Origin of the sequence: Ruegeria sp. HKCCE4148 (assembly GCF_017872495.1) — a bacterium.
Classification (GTDB): domain Bacteria; phylum Pseudomonadota; class Alphaproteobacteria; order Rhodobacterales; family Rhodobacteraceae; genus Ruegeria.
This window is the reverse complement of sequence record NZ_JAEDOS010000003.1, coordinates 586,752-600,776: the sequence shown is the minus strand read 5'-3', so window position 1 is coordinate 600,776 and position 14,025 is coordinate 586,752. Positions and strand designations below refer to the sequence as shown.

The following is a 14,025-nucleotide window of genomic DNA, read 5'->3' as shown; positions in this document are numbered from 1 at the left end:
TGACGCTGCCGCCCAAGCCTGAGCATGTATGTGCGGACATTATACCGTGGCCCGGGGCTGCATCGCCAGCCTGAAATGCCCAAGTGAAGATAAGTGCCCATATGCTGCTGCTGATCGACAACTACGACTCGTTTACCTACAATTTGGTACATTATTTAGGCGAACTTGGTGCCGAAATGGTTATTCGCCGAAATGATGCGCTTGATGTACAGGAAGCGATGGCTATGAACCCCGCCGGTATCCTGCTAAGCCCCGGCCCCTGCGACCCGGATCAGGCCGGGATTTGCTTGGCGCTGACTGAAGCCGCCGCAGAAACCAAAACACCATTGCTGGGGGTTTGTTTGGGGCATCAGACCATCGGTCAGGTTTTTGGCGGCAAAGTAGTGCGCTGTCACGAGATTGTTCATGGCAAGATGGGCACGATGCAACACACCGGAAAAGGTGTTTTTGCTGGTCTGCCCTCACCCTTTGAAGCGACCCGCTATCATTCGCTGATTGTTGAGCGTGAATCCCTGCCCGACTGTCTTGAGATCACGGCTGAATTGGAAGACGGCACCATCATGGGGCTGCAGCACAAGGAACTGCCCATACATGGCGTTCAATTCCACCCGGAATCCATCGCCTCCGAGCATGGCCACGCCCTGCTCAAGAACTTCCTACAAGAACTGAAAGTCCCCGCATGAGCGACGCGCTGAAACCGCTGATCGGAGCTTCGGCCGATCGTCCATTGACTCGTGACGAAGCTGAAAAAGCCTTTGCCATCCTGTTTGATGGCGAAGCCACGCCCAGCCAGATCGGTGGGCTTTTGATGGCCATGCGCACACGTGGTGAAACCGTCGATGAATACGCCGCTGCCGCCGCTGTGATGCGGGCAAAGTGCAACGCCGTCAAAGCTCCGGACGGAGCGATGGACATCGTGGGCACAGGCGGCGACGGCAAAGGCACACTGAACATCTCGACCGCGACGGCTTTTGTGGTTGCCGGTGCCGGTGTCACCGTTGCCAAGCATGGCAATCGGAACCTCAGTTCGAAATCAGGAGCAGCCGATGCCCTGGGTCAGATGGGCATCAACGTCATGGTTGGCCCCCAAGTTGTTGAAGATGCTCTAAAAGAAGTTGGAATTGGGTTCATGATGGCACCGATGCATCACCCGGCCATTGCCCACGTAATGCCATCACGCCAGGAACTGGGCACGCGTACAATCTTTAACATCCTTGGCCCCCTGACCAACCCCGCAGGCGTCAAGCGGCAATTGACCGGCGCGTTCAGTCGCGACCTGATCCGACCAATGGCCGAAACGCTTGGTCTGCTTGGCTCAGACCGCGCGTGGCTGGTGCATGGATCGGACGGGACGGATGAACTCACGATCACGGGAATCAGCTGGGTCGCTGCGCTGGAAGATGACACGATCAAAGAGGTCGAACTGCACCCCGAAGACGCAGGTCTGCCGGTACATCCGTTCGAAGACATTATCGGCGGCACACCAGAAGAGAACGCCGTCGCATTCCGCGCTCTGTTGGACGGTGCCCCATCCGCTTATCGCGATGCAGTACTGTTGAATTCGGCTGCCGCTTTGGTCGTCGCCGAAGCGGCAAGCGATCTGCGCGACGGTGTCGCCATGGCCGCCCAAAGCATCGACAGCGGCAAAGCCAAAGAAAAAATCGCCGCTCTGGCACGCAAGACACAGGAAGCCGCATGACCGAAACCGTTCTGGACAAGATCAAAGCCTACAAACTGGAAGAGGTCGCAGCCGACAAAGCACAGAAATCCCTGGAAACACTGGAGAGCGAAGCACGGGCCGCATCGGAAACCCGTGGCTTTGCCACAGCTTTGCAATCCGCGTCGCGGCAAGGCTATGGCCTGATTGCCGAGGTCAAGAAAGCCAGCCCGTCCAAGGGTCTGATCCGTCCGGATTTCGACCCGCCTGTACTGGCCAAAGCCTATGAGGATGGTGGTGCTGCGTGTTTGTCCGTGCTGACCGACACCCCAAGCTTTCAGGGCGCAAAGGAATATCTGACGCAGGCACGCGAGGCGACTTCGCTGCCCGCTTTGCGCAAGGATTTCATGTATGACCCCTATCAGGTGATCGAAGCCCGCGCCTTGGGCGCCGATTGCATTTTGATCATCATGGCTTCGGTCAGTGATGATCAGGCGGCTGAACTGGAACAAACTGCCTTTGATTGGGGTATGGATGTTCTGATCGAAGTGCATGACGAAGCGGAACTGGAAAGAGCCACCCAGTTGAAAAGCCCGTTGATCGGCATCAACAACCGCAATCTCAAGACCTTCGAGACAACATTGGACACCACGCGACGCCTGTCCAAGCTGGTACCAGCGAACCGCACAATTGTTTGCGAAAGCGGCCTGGGAACACCGGATGATCTGAAGGACATTGCGCGCTATGGTGCACGGTGCTTCCTGATTGGTGAAAGCCTGATGCGGCAGGATGATGTTGAAGCCGCCACGCGTCATATCCTGTCCAACCCTCTGATCCCCGGAGTGATGTGATGCCGCTGACCCATTTTGACGCTCAAGGTCAGGCGCATATGGTCGATGTGTCGGACAAAGACGTGACAGACCGTGTCGCCGTTGCTGCCGGGCACATTAGGATGGCGCCGGAAACCTTTGAAATCATTTCTGAAGGCCGCGCGAAAAAGGGCGACGTTCTGGGCATCGCCCGTCTGGCGGGCATCATGGGCGCAAAGAAGACGCCCGACTTGATCCCGTTGTGTCACCCTCTTCCAATCACCAAAGTGGCGGTTGAACTGACCCTTGATCCTGATTTGCCGGGTGTTCAGATCGAGGCCACGGTCAAGACCTCGGGACAGACCGGTGTTGAGATGGAAGCCCTAACCGCAGTCTCAACCGCGGCTTTGACAGTGTATGACATGACAAAGGCCGTCGATAAGGCGATGGAGATTGGCGGAATCCGCGTTCTCTTGAAAGATGGCGGTAAATCAGGGCGTTACGAGGCGAAATGATCACAGTCGAAGAGGCGCGCGCCCTGCTGTTCGATCTGGTGGGGGTTTTACCTTCGGAAGAGGTTCCTCTGGCACAGTCCGCCGGGCGTGTATTGGCGCGGGATGTTGTGGCGGGGCGGAACCAACCGCCCTTCGCGGCATCGTCGATGGATGGATATGCCGTAAAGGCCGCCGAAGTTGAGCTGCACGCCATGTTCAAGGTGGTCGGAGAATCCGCGGCTGGCCATCGCTTTGATGGCCAGGTCGGTCCCGGTCAGGCGGTGCGCATTTTCACCGGTGCGCCAGTGCCCGAGGGCGCGGATTTTGTGATCATTCAGGAAGACACAGATCGACGTGGTGACCTGATCACGATCACCGACGAACCCGGCCCCAAAACCAATATCCGGCCAGCTGGCGTAGATTTTGAAATCGGCACATCCATTTCAGCACCACGTTTGATCCGGGCCGAAGATGTGGCTCTTATGGCCGCAATGAACACTCCCCGCGTTACGGTTGCGCGCAAACCGGTGATTGCACTTATCTCCACCGGCGACGAGTTGGTGATGCCCGGAGAAGAGCCGGGCCCAGATCAGATCATTGCCTCCAACACATTCGGTTTGCAGGCGCTGCTTGAAGGTCTGGGTGCATCGGTACGCGTTCTGCCCATTGCGCGCGATACCGTTCCCTCGCTTGAAACTGCATTTGGCTTGGCGCACGGGGCCGATCTTGTCGTCACAATCGGTGGCGCTTCGGTTGGTGACTATGACCTTGTCGCAGATGTCTCGCAGGGTTTGGGGATGGAGCGGTCGTTCTACAAGATCCGAATGCGTCCCGGAAAACCACTGATGGCCGGTCGTATCGGCGAAACGGCAATGGTTGGCTTGCCCGGCAACCCGGTCAGCGCCATGGTGTGCGGGTATCTGTTTCTAGCACCGATGGTGCGCCGGATGCTTGGCCTGGACGACGTGGTTCCGACTTTCCGTACAGCGCAGCTCACGGCTCCCTTGTCGGAAAACGGACCGCGAGAGCACTACATGCGCGCAGTTCTAAGCGACACGGGCATCGAAGCCTCTGCAGATCAAGACAGCTCGCTTCTCAGCGTTCTGGCTCAAGCAAATGCGCTTTTGGTCCGACAACCGCACGATCCCACCCGTGAAATCGGGGAAACGGTTCAGTACCTGCCGATCTGAGATGTTCTCAAATCCGTTGACACAAAACGTGAACATGCGTAGAACAAAAGAAAACGCATGAGCGACGAGGTGTGAGCGATGCTGACCAAGAAGCAATTGGATTTGCTGGAATTCATCCACAAACGCGTGCAGGCGGACGGTGTTCCGCCCAGTTTCGACGAAATGAAGGCCGCGCTTGATCTGCGGTCGAAATCCGGCATCCACAGATTGATCACCGCTCTGGAAGAACGCGGGTTTATCCGCCGCCTTGCCCATCGCGCCCGCGCGATTGAGATCGTGAAACTTCCCGAAAGCCTAGGTGGCGAACCCACAGCCGGGTTTACGCCGCGGGTTATCGAAGGTGACAAACCGGAAGGTCGCCGCCCCGCGAATGTGGAACCCGTTTCAGTCGACGCGCTGGAACTGCCGGTCATGGGTCGGATTGCGGCTGGTGTTCCCATTGAGGCCATCAGCCATGTCTCGCACCATGTCGCCGTCCCCGGCCCCATGGTCTCCGGCAAGGGCGAGCATTACGCGTTAGAGGTTCGTGGAGACTCGATGATCGACGCGGGTATCAACGACGGTGATGTAGTGGTGATCCGGGAAACGTCGACAGCAGATAACGGCGACGTCGTGGTTGCCTTGGTCGAGGATCAGGAAGCGACGTTGAAGCGGTATTTCCGCCGGGGCAATGCCATCGCGCTTGAAGCTGCCAACCCGGTCTACGAAACGCGCGTTCTGCCCGAAGAAAAGGTCAAGGTTCAAGGCCGCCTTGTTGGCTTGATCCGGACTTACTGATCCTGCTTGGACGGAAGGTCCCCGGTCGCGTTTGGGGACCAAAGCCTTTGCCCCGTTAGCTCGGCACTTGATATCAGCTTTCCGTTCAGAACAGACAAGCTGCCGGTTTCGTACAAGCGATCGGGGTCAAAGACCCCGCACGGCCCCTGCAAATTCAGAGCCACAGCAGAGACGATGATCTGGTTTGCCTTGCATTCGTCAAACCCGTTTGCAGCCCTTTTGCCAGTCAGGTGGATAATCTCCTGATCTTTCATCAGGTAGCGCTGGATTGCGTTCGTCTCGGGCCATCTGAGCGCGGCCTGAACCTGATCGACACCATCCCCGTCATTCTCAAGCCAAACAGTTGCGACAAACCCGCTGCCTTTGCCTTTGCTCAACGCGCGCCCCTGTTCCGTCATCACGCCGACCAAACCTCCGGTTTCGGCGATCAGGGCGTCGGGGCGTTGCCCCGCAGTCCACAGCAGAAAGCCCGCCAAAATCGGGCACATCCCAATCCACTTTGCGTGTCCCTGCCACAGCGCGATCCACAAAACGCCCAGGGCGATAACAGGCAGAACGTACCACGGCGGGCTGACCACATAACCTTGTGCGCCATGCAGATTCGAAACCCAATGTGACACCGTCAAAATCCACTGCAATGCCCACCCCATCACTGTCAGGGGAATCGTCTCAAGCCCCAGAGGAGCCAATAGCGCGGCGACAACCGCCGCTGGAACAACACACAAACCCATAACCGGAACAGAGAGCAGATTTGCCAAAAGACCGTAGTGCGACATGGTATTGAAATGCGCGGCACCGATCGGAGCCGTCGCAAGCCCGGCAATGGCCGAGGACATCAGCACGCCAACCACCGGCTTAATCCATTTCGGTCCAGGCAAGGGACCCACTTCGCGCAGCGCCCCGAACACGGCGACCAGAGCTGTGGTTGCTGCAAATGACATCTGGAATCCCGGACTTAACAGGGATTCCGGCCTGAGGAGCAGAACGATCACCGCCGCAACCGCCACGGCGCGGAGAGAGATCGCCCGGCGGTCGATCAGCACCGCTCCCAGCATGACCGTAACCATGACAAAGGCACGTTCGGTCGCGACATTTCCGCCGGACAACATCAGGTAGACAGTCGCCGCGCACAAGGCGCAGACAGCGGCAACTTTTCGCACAGGCAAGCGCAGCGCAAGCGCCGGGAGTAACGACAGACAGATGCGGCAAGCCACAAATACGAATCCCGTCAGCAGCCCCATATGCAGCCCCGAGATTGCCAGCAGATGTGCAAGGTTCGATGCGCGCAGCGACGATAGCGTATCTTGCCCCATACCACTGCGATCCCCGGTGGTGACTGCTGCTGCAAAGCCACCAATTTCACCAGGTAGTATTTCCTTCACGCGCTGCGATATGGCCATTCGGATTGCGGTTATCCGAACGCCCTCGATCCCGTCCGAAGCTGGTGCGATGGTAAGAACAGGAACGCGGGTGTACCCCACCGCGCCTAAACTCTGGAACCAGGCGTGACGGCGGAAATCGAACCCGCCGGGTTCTACGGGCCCTTGTGGTGGAGACAGATGCGCCGTCGTCATAATCCTCTGCCCCGGTGCAATAGGTCCGGTTGGGGCATGAACAGAAAGACGGACGCGCTGCGGCCTTCGCTCCTGCGGCACGTCCCCTATGCGCACCTGATCAAGCGTCAACCGCAACGCATCCGAGGCAGACCGATCCATGGCGACGACCCTCCCCTCGATAGGGCCATAATACCGCCATGACAGAACCGGTTCTGCCACCATATGGGCGCGAACACCTGCCAGGCAGAAACCAGCAGCGATCAACGCCCCCCGATGGCCAACGACCCCACCCCCGGCGCAAGCCAGCGGCGCGCAAAGACGAAAGCCAAGCATAGACAAACCAGACCAGCGTAGGCCGGCATGGCAGGTTCTGCCCGGATGCCGAAATACAGGCCAATCCCGGTTGCCAGCATCACCGGCGTCCATGGGAACATGTACCCAGTCTGGTGCAGCAGCGCGGCCTCAACCCGTGCAAGAACACGCATGGTTGCCCCCGTCCTTCGGGCTCGTTAGACAGGCGTCAAACTATGCCAGATACGGTTACCAAAAGGTTAATCCCCACCATGTCCGACCAGGTCGTCACCCGTTTTGCCCCTTCACCTACAGGTTTTCTGCATATTGGCGGCGCGCGTACCGCGTTGTTTAACTGGCTTTATGCACGGGGTCGTGGCGGCAAGTTCCTGCTGCGGATTGAAGACACCGACCGCGAACGCTCGACACCTGAAGCGACTGCCGCAATCCTTCAAGGTATGGCATGGCTGGGACTGGACCACGATGGTGACGTGATCAGCCAGTTCGAGGGCGCAAACCGGCACGCTGAGGTTGCGCATCAACTGTTGGCCGAAGGCAAGGCATACAAGTGCTTCTCAACTCAGGAAGAAATCGCCGCCTTCCGCGAACAGGCGCGGGCCGAAGGTAAATCAACCCTGTTCCGCAGCCCGTGGCGCGACGCTGATCCGGCAACACATCCCGATGCGCCATTTGTCATTCGCATCAAAGCGCCACAAGACGGTGCGACCGTGATCCGCGATCAGGTTCAAGGCGATGTCACCATCCGCAATGATCAACTGGACGATATGATCCTGCTGCGTTCGGACGGCACACCCGTCTACATGCTGGCGGTGGTGGTCGACGATTACGACATGGGCGTCACCCACGTTATTCGCGGCGACGATCACTTGAACAACGCCGCGCGTCAGATGATGATCTATGAGGCAATGGGCTGGGACGTTCCGGTCTGGGCACATATCCCGCTGATTCACGGGCCCGACGGCAAGAAATTGTCGAAACGTCATGGCGCACTGGGCGCGCAGGAATACCAGGCCATGGGCTATCCCGCGGCTGGAATGCGCAATTACCTGGCGCGTTTAGGCTGGAGTCACGGTGATGACGAATTCTTCACGGATGCGCAGGCAAAAGAGTGGTTCGATCTGGACGGAATCGGTAAAAGCCCGGCCCGTTTCGATCTGAAAAAGCTGGAAAATCTCTGCGGACAGCATATTGCAATCTCAGATGATGCTGCGCTGCGGCGGGAAATTGAAGATTACCTCGCGGCAGCGAACCTTCCTGCTCTCACTTCGACACAATCCAGTGATCTGGAACGTGCGATGTATTGCCTCAAGGATCGGGCGCGTACTTTCCCAGAACTCCTTGAAAAAGCGCATTTTGTGCTAACCCAACGCCCAATTGTCCCGGATGAGAAGGCGGAGAAGGCGCTGTCATCTGTATCCGATGGTATACTGTCGGAATTGACGCCGCAGCTGCAAAATGCTAGCTGGTCCCGGAACGAGCTGGAGGAGGCCCTGAATTCCTTTGCCGAGTCAAAGGAGCTCAAGTTCGGCAAGCTGGCGGGTCCGCTACGGGCCGCACTGGCAGGCCGGGCCGTTACACCTTCGGTTTTTGACATGATGCTGGTGCTGGGGCGGGATGAAACCTTGGCGCGGCTTTCTGAGGCAGCGAAATAAACCCAATCTTCATAGTCGGGTAACGCTGCTCCGCTAACACCCGGATTGCGCGTTCGCGCGCAATCGTTGCCCGTATCGCCGGAGGTCTGTCCGGCGTGCGCATGATTGAAGAAGGGACGACTATGACTGACAGCAACAAAACAGCCACTCTGACTGTTCACGGCAAAGAATACGAGTTGCCAGTTCATTCCCCGACCGCCGGCCCTGATGTTGTTGATATTCGCAAGCTATACGGACAAGCCGGGGTTTTCACCTACGATCCAGGCTTCACCTCGACCGCTAGCTGCGACAGCACCATCACCTATATCGACGGCGAAAAAGGTGAGCTGCTGCATCGGGGTTATCCGATCGACCAATTGGCCGAGAAATCGCACTTTCTCGAAGTTTGCTATTTGTTGCTTTATGGGGAACTACCTGCGGCAAAGGATCTGGAAAAGTTCGAAACCACGATCACCCGTCACACCATGCTGCACGAGCAGATGCAGTATTTCTATCGCGGTTTCCGCCGAGATGCGCATCCGATGGCCATCATGGTCGGTGTTGTCGGGGCAATGTCGGCCTTCTATCACGATTCGACCGATATCTCGGACCCGCACCAGCGCGAGGTTGCCTCGCACCGTCTGATCGCCAAGATGCCGACAATTGCGGCCTGGGCCTACAAATACCACATCGGTCAGCCGTTCGTTTACCCGCGCAACGACCTGGACTACGCGTCGAATTTCCTGCGCATGTGTTTTGCCGTTCCCGCCGAGGATTATGAGGTCAACCCGATCCTCAGCCGCGCGATGGACCGGATTTTGACTCTGCACGCGGATCACGAACAGAACGCTTCGACCTCGACCGTGCGTCTGGCATCGTCCTCGGGTGCGAACCCGTTCGCTTGCATCGCAGCCGGTGTTGCGTGCTTGTGGGGTCCTGCCCACGGGGGCGCCAACCAGGCATGTCTTGAAATGCTGGAAGAGATCGGCACCGTTGATCGCATTCCCGAATATATCGCCCGCGCCAAGGATAAAGACGATCCGTTCCGTCTTATGGGCTTTGGTCACCGTGTCTACAAAAATTTCGACCCGCGTGCCAAAGTGATGAAACAGTCGGCAGACGAAGTTCTTGACCTGTTGGGCATTGACGACAATCCCAAGCTTCAGGTCGCTAAAGAACTGGAAAAAGAAGCGCTGGAAGATCCGTATTTCGCCGAAAAGAAACTGTTCCCGAATGTCGATTTCTATTCTGGGATCATTCTTGAGGCGATGGGCTTCCCAACATCCATGTTTACGCCGATCTTCGCTCTGTCGCGCACAGTAGGCTGGGTCAGCCAGTGGAAAGAGATGATTGCCGATCCTCAGAACAAGATCGGTCGCCCGCGTCAGCTGTATCTGGGCGAGACACTGCGGGATTACGTGGATATCGAAAACCGCTGATTCTCCAAACTTCGACAAATATTTAAGACCCTGGTTTAACCAGGGTCTTTTTTGCAATCGGGCATTTCGAAATAAGTATAAGAAATTGCTTTTGCGATATTATTCAGCGGTCAGCCCAGGGGTGTATTTAGGCTTTAGAACAAGCTCATTTGATCCCCGGGTTGCGGCGGAATTTCAAAAAGATCGCAACGTAGAGGGGCAGATTTCACAGAAAGCCCTAACCGCTTGCAAGCTTTGGAAAACCTTTGGGCAATAATTCCGGCGTACTCACCCTCACCCCGCATTCTGTGGCCCCAGCGCGGGTCATAGTCCCGCCCACCGTGCATGTCGCGCAGCTTGGACATCACTTTTTCCGCCCGTGCCGGTTGGTGTTCGGCCAGCCAATCCTGCCACAACTGCGACACCTCACGCGGCAATCGCAGCATGATCCAACTGGCGGCATCTGCTCCTGCCTCCTGTCCCGCCTCAAGCAGGTTCTCTAGTTCATGATCCGTCAGGCCGGGCACAATCGGAGATGTCATCATACGCACCGGAACCCCGGCCTCGGTCAGTGTGCGGATCATGCGCAGACGCCGCTGCGGTGACGGTGCACGAGGTTCCATCCGACGCGACAAAGCGGGATCCAAAGTGGTCAGCGAGATCCCTACGCGCACCAATCCACGGCTGGCCATTTCAGTCAGAATGTCCAGATCCCGCTCGATCAAAGCGCCCTTGGTGACAATTGCAACCGGATGGTTGAACTCGTGCAACACCTTAAGGCAGGACCTTGTAATCAGGCGATCTTTCTCGATCGGCTGATACGGGTCCGTGTTTGTACCTATAGCCAGCGGAGCGACCTTATAAGACTTGGACGACAATTCATTTCGCAGAACACAGCTCATGTTGGGACGCGCTGTCAGGCGGGTTTCGAAATCCAGCCCTGCGGACAATCCCAGATAGGCATGACTGGGCCGGGCAAAACAATAGACACAGCCATGTTCACAACCGCGATATGGATTGATGGATCGATCAAACGGCAAATCCGGAGACCGATTGTACGTAATCGCACTGCGCGCCACCTCGTCCCTTGTTTCGGTGCGCAAAGGCGGTGGGGATTCGTCAATCTCCCACCCATCATCGGTGGCTACGGTTGCAAAACGCTCGAACCGACCAGTGGCGTTCGAATTAGTTCCTCTGGCCTTTATGGTTGGTACAACAGTCATTTTGGCGCTTTGTTCTATTTTTGTTCCCACCTGGAACATAAACCTGCGCCCGGGTTTGTACAAGTCTCCTCATGAAAGCGCCCCAAACAGCCGCGATCAAACCGAATGCACGATTATCATGCGGATTTTTCATTCGAGCCACGTGATTTTTTGACATATAGGTCGGTCCCGAAACGACCGACGTCGCAATCGTCACAGTCAGAATGCGACGTTTTGGCCAAAACGGAAAAAATGCCACCACGGGCCGATGGCCCGCCCAGCACAGGGAATACCCCATGTCCGACGAAGAAGACATCATCCTGTCCGAACTGAACGACGACGAACTTGTCGAGCAGATGTTCGACGATCTCTACGATGGTCTGAAAGAAGAGATCGAAGAAGGAACCAACATCCTGCTGGAGCGTGGATGGACCCCCTATGACATTCTGACCAAAGCTCTGGTCGGTGGCATGACCATTGTGGGCCATGACTTCCGCGACGGCATCCTGTTTGTACCCGAAGTTCTGCTGGCCGCCAACGCCATGAAGGGTGGCATGGCGATCCTGAAGCCGTTGCTGGCAGAAACCGGCGCGCCACGCGTTGGCAAGATGGTCATCGGCACCGTCAAAGGCGACATTCACGACATCGGCAAGAACCTCGTGTCGATGATGATGGAAGGCGCAGGGTTTGAAGTTGTTGATATCGGTATCAACAACCCAGTCGAAAACTACCTGGAAGCGCTGGAAACCGAACAGCCTGACATTCTTGGCATGTCCGCGCTGCTGACGACCACAATGCCTTACATGAAAGTGGTTATCGACACGTTGGTCGAACAAGGTGTGCGTGACGACTATATCGTTCTGGTTGGCGGTGCCCCGCTGAACGAAGAGTTTGGCAAAGCCATCGGCGCAGACGCTTACTGCCGTGACGCGGCTGTTGCAGTGGAAACTGCAAAAGACTTTGTAGGCCGCAAGCACAACCAACTGGCTGGCTAATCCGCCTTACATTTTCACAAAAGGGCCGCCCGATTGGGGCGGCCCTTTTTCATTTAGAAGCTCGGGCTTATATCTTTGGAACAAGCGCGACCGCTAAGTTGCGCAGGTCTCTGACCACAACCTATTTTGGCGGGACCAAACCGAAGACGTCGGCAGTTTACGATCAGAGGTCGGAACAAGGCTTGCCGGCAGGTCAAATTCATCCTCTTCTGTGAGCAACCCCAGAGGACGCCACACAATGTCAAACGACGCTCTGCCTGATGATGCCAGCCTAACGACCAAAGGCTACACCGACACCGAATCTGGCCGTATCCTGCTGATCGCATGTGGGGCGTTGGCCAAAGAGATTCTGGATATCAAATCGCGTAACGGCTGGGATCACATGGCGCTGACATGCCTGCCTGCGATTCTTCATGTCCACCCGGAACGGATCACGCAAGCTGTGGAAGACGCTGTGGCCAAGCACCGGGACCAATTCGACAAAATCTATGTGGTCTACGCAGATTGCGGGACCGGCGGCCTGCTTCAACAAGCCTGTGAAAAGCTGGGGGTCGAGATGGTCAAGGGCCCGCATTGTTACTCGTTCTTCGAAGGCAACCAAGCCTTTGAGGCGCGCGGCGAGGATGAGACCACGGCCTTTTACCTGACCGACTTTTTGGCCCGGCAATTTGACGCCTTTGTCTGGAAACCCTTGGGTCTGGATCGACACCCAGAGCTGCGGGATATGTATTTCGGCAACTACACCAAACTGATCTATCAAGCGCAGATCGACGATCCGGACCTCACGGAACGTGCGCGAGAATGCGCGGACAGGATGGGTTTGGAGTTCGAGCGGCGCTTTACCGGCTATGGCGATTTGGAAACCACGCTGTCAGATTGGGCAAACCGTCCGACCTGACCTTACGCGTTTTCCTGGGCCACCTGCCGTATGCGTTCGATCATGGCACGAAGGCCGTTGGACCGTTGTGCAGACAGATGATCATTCAGCCCCAAACGCGCCAGTTCTGCTCCAGCATCAACCTTGGGCACTTCGGCTACGGGCAGACCATTATACAAGGAGCGCAGGACAGCAATGAGCCCTCGCACGATCAGCGCGTCGCTGTCGCCATCGAATTTGAAAACACCGGACTCGATCATCGGATGCAGCCAGACTTGGCTGGCACACCCGTTCACTTTTGTTGCTGGAACTTTGAACGCGTCATCCAATGGGTCCATCGCCTTGCCCTGTTCGATGACATGGCGATACCGGTCTTCCCAGTCCTCCAGAAACTCGAAATCCTCGACAATGTCTTCAAAGGCGGGCGTGGCCATGGTGCGGCGATCCTTTTGGTTTCGGTACCAACTGTGACCTATGCCGACGACCACCTGCTGTCCAGCCCCGCGGTGGCTTTTCAACGCGAGGAATTTGCGCTAACCCATTGCCTGTATTCGTGTGAAAAGCTGTGGGTCCATGCAAAAATCTCTGTCCGTTCTTATCATCGCCACGCTGACCTTGACTGCATGCAGCGGCTGGCGTGATTCTCGGGTGAACCCGTCGAATTGGTTTGGCTCAAGCAGATCGGTAGAAGCTGAAACGCCGCCGGACCCTAACGCAGCTGACGCTTTGGTTCCTCAGCAAAGACAAGGCACGGGCCTGTTTTCGCGCCCGAATATCGCGGACACCAGCATTCCAATCGGTCAGATTGACGAGCTGCGCATCGATCCCACCCCAACCGGTGCCATCATTTATGCGTCGGGAACGGCTGTCCGTCAGGGCGCATACAATGCCCGCCTGGTTCGTGTGAACTCGGAAGAGAACGAGAAAAACGGCACAATGGAATTTGAGTTCCTCGTGAACTATCCCAGCGCGCAAACACCTCAAGGATCCGAACGTACCCGCATGGTGTCGGACGCTGTGAATGTCAGTCGTCAGGATCTTGAAGGCATTCGACTGGTGCGTGTGGTTGGACAGCAGAACGCGTTAGAGTCGCGACGGCGCTAAAAC

The 14,025-nt window shown here is 56.9% G+C and carries 15 protein-coding genes; 11 read left to right on the top strand and 4 right to left on the bottom strand.

Going from position 1 to position 14,025, the window contains the following annotated elements; genetic code table 11:
* Window positions 1–101: 101 nt before the first annotated feature.
* The 6 genes from I9187_RS12770 to lexA all read left to right on the top strand — a co-directional run bounded on the left by I9187_RS12770 (window position 102) and on the right by lexA (window position 4,927).
* Entirely contained in the window at window positions 102–683 is a 582-nt protein-coding gene (locus tag I9187_RS12770; RefSeq protein WP_171176152.1) for an aminodeoxychorismate/anthranilate synthase component II, read from the top strand.
* Complete coding sequence (gene trpD, locus I9187_RS12765; protein ID WP_171173818.1) at window positions 680–1,699, top strand: anthranilate phosphoribosyltransferase; 1,020 nt, start codon at window positions 680–682, stop codon at window positions 1,697–1,699. Before I9187_RS12770 ends, trpD begins: the two co-directional genes overlap by 4 nt.
* Window positions 1,696–2,508 (top strand): indole-3-glycerol phosphate synthase TrpC, encoded by an 813-nt coding sequence (trpC, locus tag I9187_RS12760; protein WP_171173816.1) that lies wholly within the window; start codon window positions 1,696–1,698, stop codon window positions 2,506–2,508. The genes trpD and trpC overlap by 4 nt, the downstream gene beginning before the upstream one ends.
* A complete protein-coding gene (gene moaC / locus I9187_RS12755) occupies window positions 2,508–2,981 on the top strand; it encodes a cyclic pyranopterin monophosphate synthase MoaC (protein WP_171173814.1) in 474 nt (157 codons plus the stop codon). The genes trpC and moaC overlap by 1 nt, the downstream gene beginning before the upstream one ends.
* Window positions 2,978–4,150 carry a gephyrin-like molybdotransferase Glp gene (gene glp, locus I9187_RS12750; RefSeq protein ID WP_171173813.1) on the top strand — a complete coding sequence of 391 codons (1,173 nt, stop codon included), beginning with the start codon at window positions 2,978–2,980 and terminating at the stop codon, window positions 4,148–4,150. Before moaC ends, glp begins: the two co-directional genes overlap by 4 nt.
* A gap of 78 nt (window positions 4,151–4,228) precedes the next feature.
* Window positions 4,229–4,927 carry a transcriptional repressor LexA gene (gene lexA, locus I9187_RS12745; RefSeq protein ID WP_209940212.1) on the top strand — a complete coding sequence of 233 codons (699 nt, stop codon included), beginning with the start codon at window positions 4,229–4,231 and terminating at the stop codon, window positions 4,925–4,927.
* On the opposite strand, the gene I9187_RS12740 is transcribed toward lexA, so the two are convergent.
* Both I9187_RS12740 and I9187_RS22200 read right to left on the bottom strand, forming a co-directional pair.
* On the bottom strand, window positions 4,921–6,705 hold the full coding sequence (locus I9187_RS12740; RefSeq protein WP_348540104.1) for a ComEC/Rec2 family competence protein: 1,785 nt from the start codon (window positions 6,703–6,705) through the stop codon (window positions 4,921–4,923). The two genes, lexA and I9187_RS12740, sit on opposite strands and share 7 nt — an antisense overlap.
* A gap of 38 nt (window positions 6,706–6,743) precedes the next feature.
* Window positions 6,744–6,968, bottom strand: a complete 225-nt coding sequence (locus I9187_RS22200; protein ID WP_348540098.1) for a hypothetical protein — start codon at window positions 6,966–6,968, stop codon at window positions 6,744–6,746.
* A gap of 78 nt (window positions 6,969–7,046) precedes the next feature.
* On the opposite strand from I9187_RS22200, the gene gltX reads away from it, so the two are divergent.
* Together gltX and gltA are read left to right on the top strand one after the other, a co-directional pair.
* The gene (gene gltX / locus I9187_RS12735; protein WP_171173806.1) at window positions 7,047–8,447 is read left to right on the top strand and encodes a glutamate--tRNA ligase; all 1,401 of its coding nucleotides are present in this window, start codon (window positions 7,047–7,049) and stop codon (window positions 8,445–8,447) included.
* A 122-nt stretch (window positions 8,448–8,569) separates the two neighbouring features.
* A complete protein-coding gene (gltA, locus tag I9187_RS12730) occupies window positions 8,570–9,865 on the top strand; it encodes a citrate synthase (RefSeq protein ID WP_171173804.1) in 1,296 nt (431 codons plus the stop codon).
* A 134-nt stretch (window positions 9,866–9,999) separates the two neighbouring features.
* On the opposite strand, the gene I9187_RS12725 is transcribed toward gltA, so the two are convergent.
* A complete protein-coding gene (locus tag I9187_RS12725) occupies window positions 10,000–11,067 on the bottom strand; it encodes a PA0069 family radical SAM protein (RefSeq protein WP_171237641.1) in 1,068 nt (355 codons plus the stop codon).
* Window positions 11,068–11,342: 275 nt separating this feature from the next.
* On the opposite strand from I9187_RS12725, the gene I9187_RS12720 reads away from it, so the two are divergent.
* Both I9187_RS12720 and I9187_RS12715 read left to right on the top strand, forming a co-directional pair.
* Window positions 11,343–12,041 (top strand): B12-binding domain-containing protein, encoded by a 699-nt coding sequence (locus I9187_RS12720; protein ID WP_171090262.1) that lies wholly within the window; start codon window positions 11,343–11,345, stop codon window positions 12,039–12,041.
* Window positions 12,042–12,279: 238 nt separating this feature from the next.
* On the top strand, window positions 12,280–12,939 hold the full coding sequence (locus tag I9187_RS12715) for a DUF1638 domain-containing protein (protein WP_171173801.1): 660 nt from the start codon (window positions 12,280–12,282) through the stop codon (window positions 12,937–12,939).
* A gap of 2 nt (window positions 12,940–12,941) precedes the next feature.
* Here the strand turns inward: I9187_RS12715 and I9187_RS12710 are convergent, their stop codons facing one another.
* Window positions 12,942–13,352, bottom strand: a complete 411-nt coding sequence (locus I9187_RS12710) for a SufE family protein (RefSeq protein WP_171173799.1) — start codon at window positions 13,350–13,352, stop codon at window positions 12,942–12,944.
* A 139-nt stretch (window positions 13,353–13,491) separates the two neighbouring features.
* Here I9187_RS12710 and I9187_RS12705 point away from each other — a divergent pair, with 139 nt between their 5' ends.
* A complete protein-coding gene (locus tag I9187_RS12705) occupies window positions 13,492–14,022 on the top strand; it encodes a hypothetical protein (protein ID WP_171173797.1) in 531 nt (176 codons plus the stop codon).
* The last annotated feature ends 3 nt before the right edge of the window (window positions 14,023–14,025 follow it).